The sequence below is a fragment of the Pseudomonas sp. P106(2024) genome (genome assembly GCF_057480815.1).
The window spans coordinates 430,474-448,871 of the sequence record NZ_JBLIYU010000002.1; the positions used below are offsets into that span (position 1 = coordinate 430,474).

Sequence of the window (18,398 nt, forward strand, 5' to 3'; positions counted from 1 at the left end):
CTACCAGCCCAGCGTGGGGCAAGCCCTTGCACGATGGTTTGGACTATCCCCCTGTAGGGCCAGGTTATTCGGGCAGCGCCGCCATCGCATCCACTTCCACCAGCATTCCGTCCAGCGCCAGGCGCGGGACCGGAATCAGCGTGCAGGTCGGCGTCATTCGGTCACCCCAGGCGCGCTGGGCCTCGGCCACCCACTGGCTCAGGCGCGCCTCGGAATGGTCGACCACCAGCAAGGTGAGCTTGAACACGTGCTCAAGGGCAGCCCCACGGGAGGCCAGGGCGATCTTCAGATTCACCAGGGCCTGGCGCGCCTGCTCATCGAAACGCGCCGACAGGTTGCCCTGCAGGTCTTCGCCGCCCTGCCCTGCGATGTACAGCAGACGGCTGCCGGCACGCACTTCGGCGACGTGGGAATAGGCATTGCCACTGGGGTCGTAGAGGCCTTCGGGGTTGCTTAGGGCGAAGGCGGCTGGCTGGGTCATGGTATCGCTCCGTCGATGGAATGAGCGGCCGAGTATCAAACCTCAGGTTAAGTCGAGGTCAAGCCCTTCAAACCACCGCGGATCGTGCCCCCTTTAATGTCCAACGCCTCTATTTTTCGTGCAGCACCGCCCGCCCCTTCACTGCCCGCGGCCCGCGCCAAGCCCAGATCAACAGGCCGGGGAACGGCGCGTAGACCACGAACACCACCCACAGCATCTTGCGTTCGGCGCGCCGGTCACTGCCGATGATATGCCAGATGGCCCAGAGCTCCAGGAGGATGACCACGAGGGCGACGACGAACCACAGTGTTCCGATTTCCATGAGTTTTCTCCTATTGGCATGTACTGGGTTGGGTCGCCGAACACAGCAAGGGTTCACTCGGATCTTGTCCGGCCTGCCACCCACTGGCACAGTGGGTAGCTGTCCAGCACCCACGCCGTGGAGCCCCCATGCCGTTCGATCCAACCTTGCTCGCCCAAGCCCGCCATGTGGTGGTGTTCACCGGCGCCGGCGTCAGCGCCGAAAGCGGCATTGCCACCTTCCGCGACAAGCTGACCGGGTTGTGGGAACGCTTCGACCCGGCGCAGCTGGCCAGTGCCGAAGGTTTTCGCGCCGACCCGGCGCTGGTCTGGGGCTGGTACCAGATGCGCCGCGCCGGGATCGCCCAGGCCACGCCAAACGCCGCCCACCTGGCCATCGCCGCGCTGGCGACGCGGGTGCCGAAGCTGACGCTGGTGACGCAGAACGTCGATGACCTGCACGAACGCGCTGGCAGCCAGAACGTGCTGCATTTGCATGGCCGGCTGGATGCGTTCCGCTGCCTGGACTGCGCGCGCCGGGTGGACGGACCGGTGGCCGTGCCCGAGGACGCCCTGCAAGGCCGGCGCATCGAACCTCCACGTTGCACCCACTGCGCCGGGCCGGTACGCCCCGGGGTGGTATGGTTCGGCGAGAGGTTGCCGGAGCAGACGCTGGCGCGGGCATTCGACGCCGCGCAGCAATGCGATGTGCTGTTGTCGGTGGGAACGTCCGGCGTGGTGCAGCCGGCGGCCTCGATGCCACGCCTGGCGTTGGCGGCGGGGGCGACAGTGGTGCAGGTCAACCCGCAGCCTGCGAGTGAGCAGCATCCGCGGGCATTCGCGTTGGCCGGCAAGGCGGGCGAGGTGTTGCCTGAATTGATGCGCCAGGCGTTTCCCTGAACCTGCCGTGCTGTCGCCGGGCAAGCCCGCAGGTTTCAGCGGCTGGCCTGGTCCAATGCAGCTTTCAGGTCATCGGCAGCGGTATAGCTCTTCTGCCCGACCAGTACGCCATTGTCCAGCGAGAGCCACAACACCTTGCCCTGCTCCCCGGCATAGCGGCTGGCGACCCGGCCTTCACGGTCCAGCAGCACCCGGTAGCTGTAGTCGCGCATGGCCGGGATGGCGAACAGCTTGCTGATCAATGCCGGCATGCGCTGGATATCCGCAACAAACACCGCACCACGCGCCTCAAGATAGCCCTTGGGTTGTTCGGCCAGCGCCGCCTTCACCAGCTTGGCACCGTCCATGTCGCGGGCAACCAGCAGGATGCGGGTGTCGGCGCCCAGACTGTAGGGCTGATCGTACTGGTCAAGCAGGGTCCAGGGTGCGAGGGTTTCCCCGGTCTGCACGGCATGGGCCAGCAACGGAAGCAGGCTGAGCAAGAGTGCGGCGGCGTATTTCATGGTTGGCGGTTCCGGTTCAAGAAGGTCGTCAGCATAGCCCAAGCCGCCGCTGTTGAGAGGATCAACGCAACTGTCCGGCAATCAGCCCCACGGCAATCAGGATCATCACGCCGCCGGACAGCCGCCCCACCGCCCGCGCCGCCACAGGCCGGGTGCGCAGCACGGCCTTGGCCCCATAGCCGACCATCAGGTAGACCACCAGCGAGCTGCCCAGGTGTACCAGCCCCAGCAGCAGGATCTGCAGCGGCAGCGGCCAGCTCGACTGCGGATCGGTGAACTGCGGCAACAACGCCAGGAACAACAGGAAGACCTTGGGGTTGAGCCCACTCACGCACAGGCCCTTGAACGCCCAGCGCGACCCCGAGTCTCGCTCGCCGCCTTCGCCCGCCTCGGGCACCGCCGGGCTCAGCAGCAGGTTGCCGCCCAGCCACAGCAGGTAAACGCAGCCAGCCAAGGTCAGCAGGGTGAGCGCCAGCGGGTGCCCGGCGAGCAGGCTACCGACCCCGGCCGCCACCACCAGGGTGACCAGGAAATGCCCGGAGAGCATGCCGGCCACCGCCGGTACCACCCAGCGCCCGCGCATGCCGGCCGAGATGGCATAGGCCCAGTCGGCACCAGGGGTGATCACGAACAGCAGGGAGACGGCCCAGAACGCCGCCAATACACTCATGGTCATGTCGACCCTTCCTTCCACACAGGTTTCGGTGAAAGAAAGACTACGGATATCACCCGGGGATTTTCTTTCGTATATTCCCTGCAACACGCCGAATACTGGAAGATTCTCCCCTATGGATCGAACCGATCGAAAAATCCTTGCCGAGCTGCAGAAGGACGGACGCCTGTCGGTTACCGAACTGGCCGAGCGCGTGGGCCTGAGCCTGTCGCCCTGCCACCGCCGCCTCAAGGCGCTGGAGGAATCCGGCGCCATCCTCGGCTACCACGCTCGCCTGGCCCCGGCGGCCCTGGGCCTGAATTTCGCCGCGCTGGTGTTCGTGACCCTGCGTGAAGTGACCCGCCAGCCGGTGGCGGACTTCGAGGCGGCGCTCGGGGAAATTGCGCAGATTGTCGAGGCCCAACGCCTGTTCGGCGATCCGGACTACTTGCTGCATGTGGTGGCCAAGGACCTGCCGGCGTTCCAGAAACTGTACGACGAACAGCTGACGAGCATCCCCAATGTCAAGCGCTTGAGCTCGACACTGGTGATGAAAGAAGTGATTCAGGACAGGTTGTTGCCGATGTGACCACCGGCGGGGATGGCCCTACAGGCAGGTCGCCGCCGCCGCGCGACGGCGCAGGGCCATCTGGTCGTCCTTCTGCGCGTAGTAGTCCACACGGGTGCCCCCGGCCTGGGCGTAGACATCGACGAATGACTCGGCCTCTCGGGTGTACACCGTGAACCCACCCTGCTTGCGCGCCTCCAGGTAACCGCTGGCATCGACCCCGAAGGTGTTTTCCTCTTGCCAGCTGAACTGGATGCACTGGGCGACCAGGTCCGGCGTCTTGTGCGAATCCAGGCGTGCGGTGGGCGACCCGTTGCGCGCCGCTTCCATGGTCGACGATGCACAGCCCGCCAGCAGCAGCGCCACGGTGATCGGCAGAATTGCTCGCATGTTCCATCCTCGGGACAAAAAAGAAGCTGACTCTAGCACCGCCTGGCCGACCGGGGAATCGCCGCTGCCGCTCATCGCCGCCGCGATAAATATTTGCGCGACAAAGAACCAAATCGATCGCCACAGGTCTCAGGAGGTACCGCGTAAACCGTTGCGGATCAAGGACCTATAACGTGATGAAACGCTTTGCCAGCCTTTCGATGATCGCCACCCTGCTGCTGCTCGGCGGCTGCTACAGCAATCACTACCACGACGATGACGACGGCTGGCGCGACCGTGACCGTGACCGCGGCCACCGTCATCACCATCGCCACGACCGTGACGATGACGACCGCCAGTACCGTGACCGCTACTACCGCTGAAGCGTCATTCCAACCCTGACTCGCCGCCAATCACGCGGCACCCTACTTCTGATGACTTCCCTGAGGTTCACAACATGCGTCTGACTCTGCCTTCCCTCGCCCTCGGCCTGCTGCTCTGCCAGGGCGCCTTCGCCGGTGACGGCACTGCGGCCATCGGCGGAGGCCTGGGTGGCGCCCTGGGCAACGTCGTCGGCAAACAGATCGGCGGTAGCACCGGCGCAGCCATCGGCGCGGGCCTGGGCGGTGCGGCCGGCAGCGCGGTGGGCGCCCGCAAGGGCAACCGGGCCGAAGCCGCCATCGGTGGCGGCCTGGGTTCGGCCGGTGGCTCGCTGATCGGCGGCAAGCTCGGCGGCGCCAACGGCTCGACCATCGGCGCAGGCCTGGGCGGCGCGGCGGGCGGCGCGATCGGCAACCATATGGGCGACAGCAACCGCAAGCACAAGCATCGCCACTGATTCAGCAGTACGGGGGGGGCCGCGGGCCCGCCCCAAGCGCCCTGCCATTACGCAGCAGATCGCCAACCGGCAAAAACACTGCAGCACGTCAACGACGCATTCGCGTCGAGCTGCCACACTAGGGCCATCGCCTATCGTGCCCCTGTGTGAAGGAACATCCCCTCCCCATGAACCATGAGTTGCTCTGGGTCCTAGGCCTGCTGGCCGTCGTCGTCGTCCTGTTCATCATCAACCGTCCACGTATGGACGTGGTTGCCCTGCTGGTGATTCTCGCGCTGCCGCTGTCCGGCATTCTTACCGTGGAGCAAGCCCTGGCCGGTTTCAGCGACCCCAACGTGGTACTGATTGCCGCGCTGTTCGTGATCGGCGAGGGGCTGGTGCGCACCGGCATCGCCTACCGCATCGGTGAATGGATGAGCGAACGCGCCGGCAACAGCGAGGCGCGCCTGCTGGTGCTGCTGATGGTCGCGGTGGCTGGCCTGGGCTCGGTGATGAGTTCCACCGGCGTGGTGGCGATCTTCATCCCGGTGGTGCTGAGCATCGCCGCACGCCTGCAGCTTTCGCCCAGCCGGCTGATGATGCCGCTGAGCTTCGCCGGCCTGATCAGCGGCATGCTCAGCTTGGTCGCGACCCCGCCGAACGTGGTGGTGCACAGCGAGCTGGTGCGCCACGGCGAAAGCGGCTTCGGCTTTTTCAGCTTCACGCCCTTCGGCCTGGTGGTGCTGGTGCTGGGTATCGGCTACATGCTGCTGACCCGCCACTGGCTCAACGGCGAGGTACGCAAGGACGGCCGCGTCGAAAGCCGCCGCACCCTGCTCGACCTGGTACTGGACTACAAGCTCAGCGGCCGCGAGCGGCGCCTGCGCATTCGCCCCCATTCGCCGCTGATCGGCCACACACTGGGCGAGCTGGAGTTGCGCACCCGCCACGGCGCCAATGTGATCGGCATCGAGCGCCAGCACAAATTCACCACCCGGGTGATCACTGCCGACTCCGGTACCCTGCTGCAACAGGACGACGTGCTGCTGCTGGACCTATTCGCCAACCGCGACGACCTGCGCAGCCTGTGCCAGTCGATGCTGCTCGAACCCCTGCACTTCAAGGCGGCCTATTTCATCGACCAGTCCCAGGAAGTGGGCATGGCCGAGATCTCGTTGCCTCCGGGCTCACAACTGATCGGCAAGACCCTCCTCGAACTGACCTTCCGCACGCGCTACGACCTCAACGTGGTCGGCCTGCGCCGCGACCAGCAAGCGATCGAAGGGCAATTGGTGGAAGAGAAGCTGCGACTGGGCGACACCCTGCTGGTGGTCGGCCCATGGAAAGCGGTGCGCCAGCTGCAGGGCAAGCCCCGCGACTTCCTGGTGCTGAGCCTGCCGGCGGAAATCGACCAGGTCGCCCCGGCCCGCGCCCGCGCGCCCTACGCGTTGATCAGCCTGGCGGTGATGGTCGGGCTGATGGTCAGCGGCCTGGTACCCAACGTCATCGCCGCCTTGATCGGCTGCCTGCTGATGGGCGCCGGCCGTTGCATCGACATGAACAGCGCCTACCGCGCCATCCACTGGCAGAGCCTGGTGCTGATCGTCGGCATGCTGCCTTTCGCCCTCGCCCTGCAGAAGACCGGCGGCATCGACCTGGCCGTCGGCGCGCTGGTCGGCGCCCTCGGCGGCGCAGGGCCGAGCGTGATCCTCGCCTGCCTGTTCGCCCTCACCGCGCTGATCGGCCTGTTCATCTCCAACACCGCGACGGCGGTGCTGATGGCCCCGGTGGCGGTCAGCACCGCGCAGCAGCTGGGCATGTCGCCCTACCCGTTCGCCATGACCGTGGCCCTGGCGGCGTCGGCGGCGTTCATGACGCCAGTGTCGTCGCCGGTCAACACCCTGGTGCTGGGGCCCGGGCAGTACCGCTTCGGGGACTTCGTCAAGGTCGGGGTGCCCTTCACCTTCCTGGTGATGCTGGTCACCGTGCTGATGGTGCCGTGGGTGTTCGGCCTGTAGTCGCCACGATCCAAGCGATTTGCGGCGAATTGACATCAATTGGGCAGTTGAAAGACACTCACAGACTATCGTCCCAGGTGCCTACGGCCGTTTTCCTGGATTCTGTCTTCGCTTGTCGGTCGAGCCCATGGTGTCATCAGCTCCGTCGCGCCTGCTGCCCCCGCTGATCCTGTTCGGCCTGACCCTGGCATTGACCCTGGCCGGCATCCTCGCCCGCCCCATCGAGTCGCTGTCGCTGTTCTGGCCGGTGAACGCCGTACTCGCCGGGGTGCTGTTGCGCAATCCGCGCCAGGCCACCCCCTCCGGATTCGCCCTCATCTACCTGGCCATGGTGGTCGCCGACCTCGGCTGCGGCAGCGCCTGGAAACCGGCCCTGTGGTTCAACCTGTGCAACCTCGGCGCCATCGTCAGCATCTGGTACCTGATGGCCCGCCTGCCACGCGTACATCGACGCCTGCGTACGCCCCACGGCACCCTGCGCCTGTTCGGCGCCTGCGCGGTCGGTGCCATGGTCGCCGCCAGCCTGGCCTGTGTGATGGCCACGCCCTGGTTCGAACAATCGCTGCGCGCCACATGGCTTGCCTGGTTCAGCGAACAGTTCTCCACCAGCGTGCTGGTCCTGCCCGTGCTGCTCACCGCCCCCTCGCCCCGCGCCTTGAGCGGCCACGGCAGCCAGCCGATCCGCCTTGCACCGCTGCTGGTACTGCTGGCCTCGCTGGCGGTCAGCATCGTCTTCGGCGGCCCCGGGGCCATCGCCTTCCCGATCGCCGCACTGCTGTGGTGCGCGCTGAGCTATTCACCGTTCCTGGTGGCGCTGCTGGCCCTGACCGCGGGCAGTACGCTGATCGTCGCCGTGGCGCAGAACCTCATGCACTTCAGCATTCCCCAGAGCGAGTCGGGGGTCACCACCCTGATGTCGGCACGCCTGGGCATCGCCATGCTGGTGCTCGGCCCGCTGGTGCTGGCCTGCGTCAGCAGCGCCAACCGCAGCCTGATGGCGCGCCTGGCGCATCAGGCAACCATCGACCACCTCACCGGCACACTGTCGCGCAGTGCCTTCACCCGCCGCGCCAACGCCCTGCTGGACAGCCGTCAGCACACGCCGCAGTTGCCCTTGACCCTGATGATGCTCGATATCGACCACTTCAAGACCATCAACGACCGCCATGGCCACGGGGTCGGCGATCAGGTGCTGCGCCAGTTCGCCATGACCCTGCAGGACCAGTTGCACGACGGCGAGCTGTTCGCCCGCCTGGGTGGCGAGGAGTTCGTCATCATCGTGCCGGGGCTGGCGCCGGAGCTGGCCAGGTTTACCGCCGAGCGCCTGCGCCGGGCAGTGCAGGACCTGCATATCGCCCAGCCAGAGCAGGCGCTACGGATCACCGTCAGCATCGGCCTGAGCGGCTGCGCCGCCGACACCCCGGCGCCCAGCCTCGACGAACTGCTGGCCAGCGCCGACCAAGCGCTCTACCGGGCCAAGGCCCAAGGCCGCAACCGGGTCGAGCAGGCCGAAGGGCAGCGCCAGGTGCGGTGACTCAACCGACCAGCAGGTCCCAGCTGAGCTTGGTGATCAACACGCACAGCAATACCAGGAACAGCCCGCGCACGAAACCCGCACCCTTGCGCACCGCCAGCCAGGTGCCGGTCAGCGCACCGAGGATGTTGAACAGCGCCATCGGCAGCGCAATGGCCCACAGCACATTGCCCGACGGGATGAAGAACACCAGCGCGGCCAGGTTGGTGGCAATGTTGACCAGCTTTGCCGAGGCCGAGGCATGCAGGAAGTCCAGGGCGAAGAAACGAATGAACAGGAAGATCAGGAAGCTGCCGGTGCCCGGCCCGAACAGCCCATCATAGAAGCCGATGGCGCCACCGATCAGCACCGCCAGGCACTGTTCCTTGCGGCCGATCACCCTCGGTTTGTGCAAGGTGCCGAAGTCCTTCTTGCAGAAGGTGTAGATGGCCATCAGCACAATGAGCACCAGCACCATCGGCCGCATCACGCTTGCCGGCACCAGCGATACCGTGGCCGCGCCAAAGAACGACATGACGAAGGCGCTCAGCGCCGCCGGCACGATCAGCCCCCAGTCCAGCGTGACCTTGCGGATGAACGAACGCGCCGCAAAGCTGGTGCCGCATACCGAGGCGAGCTTGTTGCTGCCCAGCAAGGCCGCCGGCTGGGCGTTGGGCAGCACGTTGAACAACGCCGGGATCTGGATCAGCCCGCCACCTCCAACGGCGGCGTCGATCAGGCCAGCGGCGAAGGCGAACAGCGAAAGCAGGGCGATATCCATCATCTCGAGGGTCCGGGCGGCACAAAACAGGCTGCCAGACTAATCAAAGCGGCGCGCGTGTGTTGAAATGCCATATTGCGAAAACTGCAACAAGGAGGCCCGCGATGGCACTGGACATGCTGCGTGAAATACAGGCGTTCGTCAGCGTCGCGCACAAGCGCAGCTTCGTCAGCGCCGCCCGTGCCTTGGGGCGTTCGCCCAGCGCGGTGACCCGAGCTGTGCAGGCCCTGGAGGATAACAGCGGCGCCAAGCTGTTCAACCGCAGCGCCAGTTCGGTTTCCCTGACCGAAGCTGGCGAGCGGCTACTGCCCCACGCCGAACGCTTGCTAGATGTGCAACGGGATGCCGCCGACGAACTGGCGGCGCTGACCGGCGACGCCCAAGGCTGGATTCGCCTGGCCGCGCCCGAGGTGCTGGCCCTGCAAGTGCTGCCATCGGTGCTGGCCGAATTTGCCCGGCGCCACCCCCACGTCACCCTCGACGTACAGTACGGCGACCATGCTTTCGACCCGTTGCAAGGCAAGCTGGATTTCGTGATCCGCGGGGCCTTCCCGCAGTCCAGCGAGCTGATCGGCTATCCACTATGGCGTTACCGCCGCCATCTCTACGCCAGCCCTCAGTACCTGGCGTTGGCCGGCACACCGCAGGTACTGGAAGACCTGGAGCGGCATACGCTGATTCTGCACACCGCGCCGCGCATCCTGAAGGCCTGGCATTTCAGCAAGGATGGACACACCGTGAGCCTGCGCCCGCGGCCTCGGCTGCGCCTGGGCTCGGGGGTGGCGGTGCTGCAGAGTACCCTGGCGGGGGCCGGTATCGCCCGGCTGGCGGATTGGCTGGGGGAGCCGGAGGTACGTGCCGGGCGCCTGGTGCGGGTCTGTCCCGAGTACCACCTGACATCCAGCACCGGACAGGACCCGCAGATGCACGCCGTGTACCCAGCCGGCGACCGGCCGGCGAAGGTCCGCGAACTGCTGCAAGCCCTGCGCGAAGCTGGTCTGCGCAGTGGGAAACAGCCCTGAACAGGGCTGCTCAATTTCTGCTCAATCTAACAGAGACCCTGAAAACAATGGCCTGCAGCGCTTTATCCACAGACCTACCCACGATTTTTGTGGACAGTTTCTACAAGCCTTGAAGGAATTTTTACAAGCGCAGTAAAGCCGCATTGGCCAGCTTGACCAACTCGATCCATTCGCTTGCGCTGATCACACCAGAACGCTCCAACTCTTCGGCACGGCGCAGTGCCTGATCGTAGTCCGCTTCGTGGAGGATGCCCTCACCGAGAAAACGACCGCGCCACTCCAGCATCGCTGCAGAGCCCTTCTTGCATTCCATAGTGTGTATTGTCTCCAAGGCAAGTGAACGGCCCGTGTGCCCGGGCCCTGGGATTGGGGGCGCGAGATTACACGAGCGACTTGTACTTGAGAACGACTTGCAGATACCGCTTGTCTAGACGACTGCGGCCAGGGGGGCAGGGTAAACCGGGCGACGTGTCTGGCCCGCCATTGCGCCAGGCGGGCCGGGACAAGAAAATTTTACGGCTCAGCTTGGCGGGATGGTACCCAGCAGGCCAATCATGATAGTCAGCAGCAGAAAACCACCCAGAAACAGCGCGAGCTTGCCCATCGGAACCTCTACAGTGTGATGTCGTAACGGCGGGGCTGGCCGCTGCGGCAGTGCAGCGGGGCAACCTGCCCAGCGCACACCGGGTTGGAAGGCTGGGCCTGGACGTATTGTCCGGCAGCCGCTGATACGGTTACAGATTCAGGTTCGAGGAAAAAAAGCATATCAGATGATGATTTCTCCCATCGCGGGGCAAGCACGCTCCCACGGGTAAAAGACGCGAGGTTAAGGCGATCGGCGTGGGAGCGGGCTTGCCCCGCGATGACGTCTGCGCAGGTAACACACCTGTGCTACGGTCCGAAGCCCAGACAAGGAGAACTACCGGAGATGACCGCGCTCGCCAACAACGCCGCCCTGCTGATCATCGACATGCAGAACGGCATCAACCACCCTCGCCTGGGCCGTCGCAACAACCCCGAAGCCGAACAGCGCATCAACCAACTGCTCGCTTCTTGGCGCGCGAGCATGCGCCCGGTGGTGCATGTGCGCCATGTTTCCCGCGATCCCGATTCGGTGTTCTGGCCGGGCCAACCCGGTTGCGAGTTCCAGCCCGCCTTCACTCCGCACGCCCGCGAGACCGTGTTCGAAAAACACGTGCCCGACGCCTTCTGCAACAGTGGGCTTGAACGCTGGCTGCACCAGCGCGGCATCAGCCAGCTGGTCATCGTTGGGGTGATCACCAACAACTCGGTGGAGTCGACCGCACGCTCGGCAGGTAACCTGGGGTTCGATACGGTAGTGGTGGCCGATGCCTGCTACACCTTCGACCAGCACGACTTGCAGGGCCGACTGTGGCCGGCGGAGGATGTCCATGCCCTGGCGCTGGGCAACCTGGCCATGGACTATGCGCGGATTCTCGACAGCGCGGCTGTCCTGGCCATGGCCTGAACTCAGTCCAGCAGGCGCAGCTTCGCCAGCGGCACCCAGCCAAGCTCCCCGTTACCGGCACGACGACACCAGATCCAGCCGTTCAGCGGGCGCAGGCCCTCCAGCAGCTGGCCGGGGTCAACGTCCAGCTCATGCGCCGAATAGGCCTCCACTGCCCTGCCTCGACCGACGCCCAGCCGCTCGATGAGCTGGCCGGGCACCCAGCCCGGCTCCTGACCGTGGCAACTGCACAAGTACCAGTCCTCCCAGTGCTCGTCGCCCTCGTAACGCTGGCCAATATCCAGCAACGTGCCCTGGGCAAAGGTGATGGGCGCAGGGTATTCACTGCGGTGTGCGGCAATCACGACGTAGTTCACAGGCCTCTCCCTGGCTGCGAAAAGCGTCGATGCTAGTCGAAGGCCCTTCAGAGCACCATGATCATTTCGTGCCAGGCCATGCCGCCATGATCGGAGGCCGACGGGCGTACATAGGTGTAGCCCATCTTCTCGTACAGCCCGACGTGGCGATCCTTGCACATCAGGTGAATGGTCGCCTTGCCGCGCTCGCGCATCTGCTCGACGAAGCGCGCCATCAGCCGGCTGGCATGGCCCAGGCCCTGGTACGCCGGGTCGAGCACCACCGACATGATCACCACGTTAGGCGCCTGCGGGTCGTGTCCGACCAGCTCCTTGAAGGCCTCGTCGGACATCACCACCTGGTCGGCGCAGCCGCTGTTGATGAAGCCGATCACCTGGCCATCGGCCTCCAGCACCAGGAAGCCCTCCGGGTACTGGGCGATGCGCGTGGCGATCTTCTCACGGGTGGCGGCTTCGTCGCCTTCGTAGGCGCTGGTTTCGATCTGGTAGCAGTGGTCCACGTCGGTTGCCGTGGCCTGGCGGAACATCGAGGTGCTCATGGGGCGGATCCGGATAGCGGGAAACAGGGGCGACATGCTAACGGAAGTCGTCGCCCAGCTGCATGCACCAGTTACACCGAACGGGTGATGCCGCCATCGACCCTCAGGTTCTGCCCAGTGATGTAGCCCGCGCCCTCGGAGGCCAGGAAGGCGACAGTGGCCGCGATCTCCTCGGCCTTGCCGTACCGCTCCATCGGAATCCGGTTACGGAATTCCTCTTTCTCCGGCAGGCTGTCGATAAAGCCCGGCAGCACGTTGTTCATGCGGATGTTCTCTGCCGCGTAACGGTCGGCGAACAGCTTGGTGAAGGCCGCGAGCCCGGCACGGAACACCCCGGAGGTCGGGAACGCCGGATCCGGCTCGAAGGCGGCGAAGGTCGAGATGTTGATGATGGCGCCGCCGCCCTGGCGCTGCATGATCGGCGTCACCAGGCGAGTCGGGCGCACCACGTTGAGGAAGTACACCTCCATGCCACGGTGCCAGTCATCGTCGCTCAGCTCGAGGATCGGTGCGCGCGGGCCGTGGCCTGCGCTGTTGACCAGCACATCAACCCGCCCCCACTGCTGTATCACGGTATCCACCAGACGCTGCAGGTCTTCTACCGACTGGTTCGAGCCGGTCACGCCGATGCCGCCCAGCTCGGCCGCCAGCGCCTCGCCCTTGCCGGACGACGACAGGATCGCCACCCTGAAGCCATCAGCGGCCAGCCGCCGTGCGGCCTCAGCGCCCATGCCACTGCCACCTGCGGTAATGATTGCGACTTTCTGCGAAGACATTTGCTGCTCCTTCAGGGAGTTGATCAAGTAGGCCCATGAAGCCAGAATCCGGCTTAACGCACCAATCACAAATACTGGCAGCAGCCTGCAGGAAATCTACTGGATGAGCGCGCCCAAGCGACGCAATGCCCCCGCCATCGTCAACCACCTGGTGGCCTTCGAGGCCGCCGCCCGCCTGGGCAGCTTCCGCGCCGCCGCCGACGAGCTGCACGTCACCCCCGGCGCCGTTGCCCAGCAGGTGCGCACCCTCGAGGACAAGCTCGGGCGCCCGCTGTTCGAACGCCTGCCCCGAGGCCTGCGACCCAACCCGGACGGCGCCGACTACCTGACCCGCGTGCGCCTGGCGTTGGACATCATCGAGGATGCCACCGGCGAACTGCTGGAGCGCGACAGCCAGCGCGATCCCCGGCAGATCCTGCTCAGCACCACCCCCGCCTTCGCCAGCCGCTGGTTGATCCCGCGCCTGGGCCTGTTGGCCCAGGCACACCCGCAGGTGGCGCTGATGATCGACGCCTCCGACACTACCCGCCCCCTGAACGGCAAGGGTGCCGTGGACCTTGCCGTGCGCTGGGGAGCGCCGCCCTTCGCCGACGCCTACGCCATGCCCCTGCTGCCCGGCGTGGCGGTACCGGTGTGCGCGCCGGCACTGCGCGGCGAGCGCCCTTGGCGGCTAGCCACGGATCTTGCGCAGCAGCCGCTGATCTCCGACAGCCACAACAACTGGAAGCGCTGGTTCGATCACTACGCGCTGCCCGGCACGCGCTTCAGCGGCCCGGTGTTCTCCCAGACCATCCTCGCCATCGAGGCCGCCGAGCAAGGCATGGGCATCGCCCTGGTACCCCGCCTGCTGGTAGAAAATGCCCTCAGGGCCGGCACCTTGGTACTGGCCCTGGAGGACCATGAGCTGCAAAGCGATGCCGGCTTTCACCTGCTCGCCGGCCATGCTCCGCAGGCAGGCTCGGCCGCCGAGCAGGTGGTGCGCTGGCTGCAGGCGCAAGCGAACAAGCAAGACTGATCCTGTCTCGCCCTGTGGGGCTGCTGCGCAGCTCATCGCTGGCAAGCCGGCGATCGACCGCAATGCGGCCCTGCCTTTGTAGCGTTCTGTGTACCAACCGCCTTCCGATACACACGAACGCCCACCCCGCCAGCACCCGCCCCCCCGGACACAGCCACCGCCTTAACTACACGCCATCCAGCCCACACCGATGGCCCGCCAAGGAGATGCACCATGTTCGCCACCGCCAACCGCATCAACCGCTCAGCCCTGCTCGCCTGCGCCGTGCTCCTCTGGCCCTGCTGGCCGCCTCCCCAGGCCAGGCCGAGGAAACCCGCACGCGTGCCGCAGCTCGCCAGGCCACTTCCTTCGGATGCCAACGGCGCACCGCACCCATTGGCCGAGGCCTACGCCAAGCGCTTCACCGGCAAGTACGCCTATCACCTGGTGAGCGGTGGTATCGGCCACAACCGGCCGCAGGAATCGCCCGAAGCGTTCGTCAATGCAGTGTTGGATGCCGAGCATCTGTAAGGGTAATTGCAACATATCGTTTCGGCAGGCCTCGAAGGGAGACGGGGTGCACGAATGACCTCTGCGCCCCATCTGTTTCGAGCCAGGCCCTGTACGCCGGGGCCTGCCGCGAAGTGAGCGGAAGCATGCAGAAACACCCACCCAAATCACTCTGTGAGATGTCTCTTTTATCGCTGTAGGACGTTTCAACGGATTTGTGAGCCAGTGTATGAATAATCAGTATTGGCTGGGGAATTGACCTGATACCGTCGAGCCTTTCCTACAACGGCACGGATGCCCACGGCTTGTGAGAACGACATGGACAACTACGACAGCTCGGCACTTGGACTGCAGAAATGCCTACTGAACCTACGGCGGGATCATGCACGGATGAAGGCGGCGGGAGAGCTGGAAAGAGCGGCGATACTGGCGCAGGTGATCGGGCGGATGGAACAGGGATTGAAGGACGCCTCCCAAGGGATGAAGCCCGAGACCCTGCAGTGAAGTGATGCCAGCAAGATGACGATGGAGTTGCGGCTGGTCCTTCTGATGAGGCGCCGCAAGCCCATCGCTTAAACCACCCGCGTTCAATCGACCACCCATTACCGCGCAGCCCCTTGCGTGTAACTGCCTCCATCCCACGCCCATTTTCCATGCAGCTTTTTAACCGAAAGGTCAGCTAACACCCCGAATTCAGCTTTATTTGAAAGACCTCTGGCAGGTTGGTACAGAGTATGCAAACGTTTGCTCAAAACAATTAAGCGAACAATCGCCGAAGCTTTCGCTCACCTCAGCCTTTTTGGGCTACCACCGCATGAACAAGGACTTTCAATGCGTCAACCTGCATCCCTGCGCCCAGCGGCTCGCTCCTCCCTGGCTGCCTCCCTGCTACTGGGCGCTGTTACGGGACTACTCAGCACCACCAGCCACGCCCTGGACACTGCCTCCAACGAGTCAGCCCAAGGCGAGGCCCTGAGCCCCGCCGCCGCGCCGGTAAAATCCGGCCCTTACCTGTCGGACTGGTACAACCAGAACTTCACCCTGATCGGCACCAAGGACATCAGTTTCGGCCCCCGCCCGGTCGACGATATCTACCTGGAATACGAGTACTTCGGCCGCAAGGGGCCGTTCGAGCTGTACGGCTACATCGACATCCCGAAGATCCTCGACATCGGCAACAGCCATGACAAAGGCGCGTGGGACCACGGCTCGCCGCTGTTCATGGAGCACGAGCCACGGATCTCCATCGACTACCTGGCCGGCCGCAGCCTGGCCGTCGGCCCGTTCAAGGAGTGGTACGTAGCCTTCGACTGGATCTACGACCACGGCAGCAACAGCGCCAACCGCGCCAACACCCTGTACAGCGGCCTGGGCACCGACATCGACACCCATTCGCGGGTCAACCTGTCGGCCAACTTCTATGGTCGCTACCAGTGGGAAAACTATGGCGCCAGCAACGAGTACTCGTGGGACGGCTACCGGGCCCAGCTCAAGTACATCGTGCCCCTCGGCAAGTTCGACAACGGCGCCTCACTGACCTATATCGGCTTCACCAACTTCGATTTCGGCTCGGATCTGCACAAGGACAACCCCAACCGCACGGCCAATGCCACGGTATCCACCAACGTATTGCTGTACGCCTTCACCCACCTGCGCTTCACCCTGGTGGGCCGCCATTTCCACAATGGCGGCAACTGGCAGGACGGCAGCCAGCTGAATTTCGGCGATGGCGATTTCCGCGGCCGGTCCGATGGCTGGGGGTATTACGCCGGGGTCGGCTACCAGTTCTGATCACTTGCGCCATGGAGGCTCGCATGCACCTGATGCATCGTCTTTCCCTCGCCGTGGGCCTGGCCTGCGGCATCCTGCTCGCCTCGACGGCCCAGGCCGGCGAGACGGCTGCGCCGCCGATCAAGCCCAAGGTGATGCTGATCACCCTGTTCGCACCCGAGGCACAGCACTGGATCGAGCGCCTGGAGCTGGAGCAGGAAGTGCGTGTACCGGGCCTGTCGGCGGAGTATCCAGTGATACGTTGCAACAGCCAGGACGTCTGCTTGCTGGTGACCGGCATGGGCCAGACCAACGCCGCGGCCTCGACCCTGGCACTGGCGCTATCGCCGAAGTTCGACCTGCGCAAGAGCTACTTCCTGGTCGCGGGGATTGCCGGGATCAACCCGAAGCACGGGACCCTCGGCACCACCGCCTGGGCCCATTACCTGGTGGAGTTCGGCACCCAGTGGGAGCTGGACTCGCGGGATGCGCCCAAGGACTGGCCGACGGGCTACCTAGGGATCAACACCCAGGGCCCGAACGAGAAGCCGCCGCTGGACTACAAGACCGAGGTCTTCGAATCAGAGAGATAGATATCCGTTTCGCTGAAATGCGACCAGCGGCCAAAGACTGGCAGTTCCTGGCAGATTTGGCACCTAACCCGAGATATCGAGGTACGCTGCCAATACGATCAGTCACACATCGTCGGGCTTTTTCGCAGCTGAGTCGATCTCTTCGCAGGTCTGCAGATCAGCGAATTTAATCCACTCATCAAAGGCAATTCGGTGGGCTTTGCACGTCTTCTCCCAGTCGACCCGGCTCATTCGACCGTAGGCCACCTGGTTCATCGTGGCGGCAATTTGAGCATCAAGCTCTCTTAATAGCTTATAGGCCTGATAACGGCCTTCCTTTGCGCTGGGCATGTAGCTCACCTAAGTGGTGGGATGGATGAGCTATCAGCTTCAACGGCTCATTACGGTGGACTGCGCCTTTACCGAGTCTGTTCCATGCATCGACTGCCTTACCCTTGCCTCCAACTGCTGTTACGCTTCACTTACACAGCCTCACCAGTCAGGACGCCTCAAATCGCCCGGTTTCCAATCGGCTTTCAGGATAAAGGTGAAGCTTCCAGTGAGACCTTTGCGAAGCTCCTTCGGCATCAAGAAGCCGAAGTGAATCAACCAGGAACCATCATCGAGACGGAACGTATCGCTACGGTAGCGCTCAACTTCTGCTTCAGTAATGCCAATCTCAGCTGCCACTTCTCGATTGGTAGGTTCGCGATCCATCGGTGATGCTCCTTCTGGCCTTGCGCCGGGATGCCACCAATACGCCGCAGCACGCGAATAAACCGCACTGACAGTTGCGAGCGTGCGCCTGTACTAGCTGCATGATCCTTCACTGGTCGTGGCTCATCGCATTCCTTTAGGCTGCGTTGAGCTATTCGACCCGCGTTTTCACTGCACGTTAGAAAGCCGCCTTTTGACGACGGCTCTGGGAATCGTGATCACGATTTAACTGACTGCCCTTTGGCCCAGTGGGCCTTAGGTAAGCTTCGGTTAAAGCCGCTGACACCTGAGGGGACATTCTGAATTTCCCCGCCTTTAGACAAGAACTGTTCAATCTTTTGCTTCAGGTGCAAATGCGCCTGATGCGTCGCGGATTCGTACATGTTCTTACCCCTTCGATGAGCCGGACGATTGCCGACTCGCTCCCCACTATACCCACTTTACCCCGATAGGTGCGGGTAACGGGGCTGCATATCCAAAGAGACCATCATGGAAACCGAGATCCTTTCGGACGAAGGGCTGACCGCCCCTAGCGGCTACAAGGCCAGAGGCTACCAGCGCCGCTGGCTAGAAGAACGAGGTTGGGTATTCGTTGAAACCCTCCCACTGGTTGGTCGCCATTACGTCCGCTTGAAGCTGGGCGGGAGCCTTGGAGTTATGCCACCGGCGTCATCACCACCTGTAGTCCCTACGTGGACACCTCTCATTTCGAAGGTGAGGTGAAATGCGTCCTAGGTAGACCAAAAACAGG

Annotated in this window: 25 protein-coding genes and 2 pseudogenes; 14 read left to right on the plus strand and 13 right to left on the minus strand. The window is 64.2% G+C overall.

What is annotated here, in order from left to right; translation table 11 throughout:
• Positions 1–64: 64 nt before the first annotated feature.
• Both AC25M7_RS05540 and AC25M7_RS05545 read right to left on the minus strand, forming a co-directional pair.
• Positions 65–481 (minus strand): RidA family protein, encoded by a 417-nt coding sequence (locus tag AC25M7_RS05540; RefSeq protein ID WP_028691833.1) that lies wholly within the window; start codon positions 479–481, stop codon positions 65–67.
• A gap of 109 nt (positions 482–590) precedes the next feature.
• Entirely contained in the window at positions 591–803 is a 213-nt protein-coding gene (locus tag AC25M7_RS05545) for a PLDc N-terminal domain-containing protein (RefSeq protein ID WP_028691834.1), read from the minus strand.
• A 128-nt stretch (positions 804–931) separates the two neighbouring features.
• Between AC25M7_RS05545 and AC25M7_RS05550 the strand changes: the two genes are divergently transcribed.
• Positions 932–1,681, plus strand: a complete 750-nt coding sequence (locus tag AC25M7_RS05550; RefSeq protein WP_088852692.1) for an SIR2 family NAD-dependent protein deacylase — start codon at positions 932–934, stop codon at positions 1,679–1,681.
• A 35-nt stretch (positions 1,682–1,716) separates the two neighbouring features.
• On the opposite strand, the gene AC25M7_RS05555 is transcribed toward AC25M7_RS05550, so the two are convergent.
• Positions 1,717–2,184: a hypothetical protein gene (locus AC25M7_RS05555; protein ID WP_062573578.1), complete on the minus strand. Its 468-nt coding sequence runs from the start codon at positions 2,182–2,184 to the stop codon at positions 1,717–1,719.
• A gap of 61 nt (positions 2,185–2,245) precedes the next feature.
• Positions 2,246–2,860: a LysE family translocator gene (locus tag AC25M7_RS05560; protein WP_028691837.1), complete on the minus strand. Its 615-nt coding sequence runs from the start codon at positions 2,858–2,860 to the stop codon at positions 2,246–2,248.
• A gap of 112 nt (positions 2,861–2,972) precedes the next feature.
• On the opposite strand from AC25M7_RS05560, the gene AC25M7_RS05565 reads away from it, so the two are divergent.
• Positions 2,973–3,425, plus strand: coding sequence for an Lrp/AsnC family transcriptional regulator (locus AC25M7_RS05565; RefSeq protein ID WP_028691838.1), 453 nt, complete (start codon positions 2,973–2,975; stop codon positions 3,423–3,425).
• An 18-nt stretch (positions 3,426–3,443) separates the two neighbouring features.
• On the opposite strand, the gene AC25M7_RS05570 is transcribed toward AC25M7_RS05565, so the two are convergent.
• On the minus strand, positions 3,444–3,794 hold the full coding sequence (locus tag AC25M7_RS05570) for a hypothetical protein (protein ID WP_028691839.1): 351 nt from the start codon (positions 3,792–3,794) through the stop codon (positions 3,444–3,446).
• A 176-nt stretch (positions 3,795–3,970) separates the two neighbouring features.
• On the opposite strand from AC25M7_RS05570, the gene AC25M7_RS05575 reads away from it, so the two are divergent.
• From AC25M7_RS05575 to AC25M7_RS05590, 4 genes are all read left to right on the plus strand, one after another.
• Positions 3,971–4,156, plus strand: a complete 186-nt coding sequence (locus AC25M7_RS05575) for a hypothetical protein (RefSeq protein WP_207853131.1) — start codon at positions 3,971–3,973, stop codon at positions 4,154–4,156.
• A gap of 74 nt (positions 4,157–4,230) precedes the next feature.
• Positions 4,231–4,611 (plus strand): glycine zipper domain-containing protein, encoded by a 381-nt coding sequence (locus tag AC25M7_RS05580; protein WP_028691841.1) that lies wholly within the window; start codon positions 4,231–4,233, stop codon positions 4,609–4,611.
• Positions 4,612–4,778: 167 nt separating this feature from the next.
• Complete coding sequence (locus AC25M7_RS05585) at positions 4,779–6,608, plus strand: SLC13 family permease (protein WP_069017201.1); 1,830 nt, start codon at positions 4,779–4,781, stop codon at positions 6,606–6,608.
• A gap of 112 nt (positions 6,609–6,720) precedes the next feature.
• Positions 6,721–8,142, plus strand: coding sequence for a GGDEF domain-containing protein (locus AC25M7_RS05590; RefSeq protein ID WP_069017199.1), 1,422 nt, complete (start codon positions 6,721–6,723; stop codon positions 8,140–8,142).
• A gap of 1 nt (position 8,143) precedes the next feature.
• Here AC25M7_RS05590 and AC25M7_RS05595 read toward each other — a convergent pair whose 3' ends face one another.
• Entirely contained in the window at positions 8,144–8,905 is a 762-nt protein-coding gene (locus AC25M7_RS05595; RefSeq protein ID WP_028691844.1) for a sulfite exporter TauE/SafE family protein, read from the minus strand.
• 101 nt (positions 8,906–9,006) lie between these two features.
• On the opposite strand from AC25M7_RS05595, the gene AC25M7_RS05600 reads away from it, so the two are divergent.
• Positions 9,007–9,924 (plus strand): LysR family transcriptional regulator, encoded by a 918-nt coding sequence (locus AC25M7_RS05600; protein WP_486970824.1) that lies wholly within the window; start codon positions 9,007–9,009, stop codon positions 9,922–9,924.
• A 121-nt stretch (positions 9,925–10,045) separates the two neighbouring features.
• On the opposite strand, the gene AC25M7_RS05605 is transcribed toward AC25M7_RS05600, so the two are convergent.
• Positions 10,046–10,237, minus strand: a complete 192-nt coding sequence (locus AC25M7_RS05605; RefSeq protein ID WP_241412985.1) for a hypothetical protein — start codon at positions 10,235–10,237, stop codon at positions 10,046–10,048.
• Between the two features lie 615 nt (positions 10,238–10,852).
• On the opposite strand from AC25M7_RS05605, the gene AC25M7_RS05610 reads away from it, so the two are divergent.
• Positions 10,853–11,413 carry a cysteine hydrolase family protein gene (locus AC25M7_RS05610; RefSeq protein ID WP_197866460.1) on the plus strand — a complete coding sequence of 187 codons (561 nt, stop codon included), beginning with the start codon at positions 10,853–10,855 and terminating at the stop codon, positions 11,411–11,413.
• Between the two features lie 2 nt (positions 11,414–11,415).
• Here the strand turns inward: AC25M7_RS05610 and AC25M7_RS05615 are convergent, their stop codons facing one another.
• The 3 genes from AC25M7_RS05615 to AC25M7_RS05625 all read right to left on the minus strand — a co-directional run bounded on the left by AC25M7_RS05615 (position 11,416) and on the right by AC25M7_RS05625 (position 13,084).
• Positions 11,416–11,769: an SH3 domain-containing protein gene (locus AC25M7_RS05615; protein WP_182324752.1), complete on the minus strand. Its 354-nt coding sequence runs from the start codon at positions 11,767–11,769 to the stop codon at positions 11,416–11,418.
• Positions 11,770–11,816: 47 nt separating this feature from the next.
• Positions 11,817–12,308: a GNAT family N-acetyltransferase gene (locus tag AC25M7_RS05620; protein WP_182324754.1), complete on the minus strand. Its 492-nt coding sequence runs from the start codon at positions 12,306–12,308 to the stop codon at positions 11,817–11,819.
• 71 nt (positions 12,309–12,379) lie between these two features.
• Positions 12,380–13,084, minus strand: coding sequence for an SDR family oxidoreductase (locus tag AC25M7_RS05625; RefSeq protein ID WP_028691850.1), 705 nt, complete (start codon positions 13,082–13,084; stop codon positions 12,380–12,382).
• A 103-nt stretch (positions 13,085–13,187) separates the two neighbouring features.
• On the opposite strand from AC25M7_RS05625, the gene AC25M7_RS05630 reads away from it, so the two are divergent.
• From AC25M7_RS05630 to AC25M7_RS05650, 5 genes and pseudogenes are all read left to right on the plus strand, one after another.
• Positions 13,188–14,099: a LysR substrate-binding domain-containing protein gene (locus AC25M7_RS05630; protein WP_028691851.1), complete on the plus strand. Its 912-nt coding sequence runs from the start codon at positions 13,188–13,190 to the stop codon at positions 14,097–14,099.
• Between the two features lie 348 nt (positions 14,100–14,447).
• Positions 14,448–14,609 (plus strand): annotated as a pseudogene (locus AC25M7_RS05635) (alpha/beta hydrolase); the annotation flags it as partial.
• Between the two features lie 297 nt (positions 14,610–14,906).
• On the plus strand, positions 14,907–15,092 hold the full coding sequence (locus AC25M7_RS05640) for a hypothetical protein (protein WP_062359703.1): 186 nt from the start codon (positions 14,907–14,909) through the stop codon (positions 15,090–15,092).
• A 327-nt stretch (positions 15,093–15,419) separates the two neighbouring features.
• Positions 15,420–16,379 carry a nucleoside-specific channel-forming protein Tsx gene (locus AC25M7_RS05645; protein ID WP_207852792.1) on the plus strand — a complete coding sequence of 320 codons (960 nt, stop codon included), beginning with the start codon at positions 15,420–15,422 and terminating at the stop codon, positions 16,377–16,379.
• A gap of 23 nt (positions 16,380–16,402) precedes the next feature.
• Positions 16,403–16,939: pseudogene (locus tag AC25M7_RS05650) on the plus strand (nucleoside phosphorylase-I family protein); the annotation flags it as partial.
• A gap of 114 nt (positions 16,940–17,053) precedes the next feature.
• Here AC25M7_RS05650 and AC25M7_RS05655 read toward each other — a convergent pair.
• From AC25M7_RS05655 to AC25M7_RS05665, 3 genes are all read right to left on the minus strand, one after another.
• Complete coding sequence (locus AC25M7_RS05655; protein ID WP_028692304.1) at positions 17,054–17,281, minus strand: hypothetical protein; 228 nt, start codon at positions 17,279–17,281, stop codon at positions 17,054–17,056.
• A 141-nt stretch (positions 17,282–17,422) separates the two neighbouring features.
• Positions 17,423–17,647, minus strand: coding sequence for a hypothetical protein (locus AC25M7_RS05660; RefSeq protein WP_213883363.1), 225 nt, complete (start codon positions 17,645–17,647; stop codon positions 17,423–17,425).
• A 218-nt stretch (positions 17,648–17,865) separates the two neighbouring features.
• Entirely contained in the window at positions 17,866–18,030 is a 165-nt protein-coding gene (locus AC25M7_RS05665; RefSeq protein WP_155952720.1) for a hypothetical protein, read from the minus strand.
• Between the two features lie 106 nt (positions 18,031–18,136).
• Between AC25M7_RS05665 and AC25M7_RS05670 the strand changes: the two genes are divergently transcribed.
• Complete coding sequence (locus AC25M7_RS05670) at positions 18,137–18,370, plus strand: DUF4224 domain-containing protein (protein ID WP_207852794.1); 234 nt, start codon at positions 18,137–18,139, stop codon at positions 18,368–18,370.
• Positions 18,371–18,398: the final 28 nt, after the last annotated feature.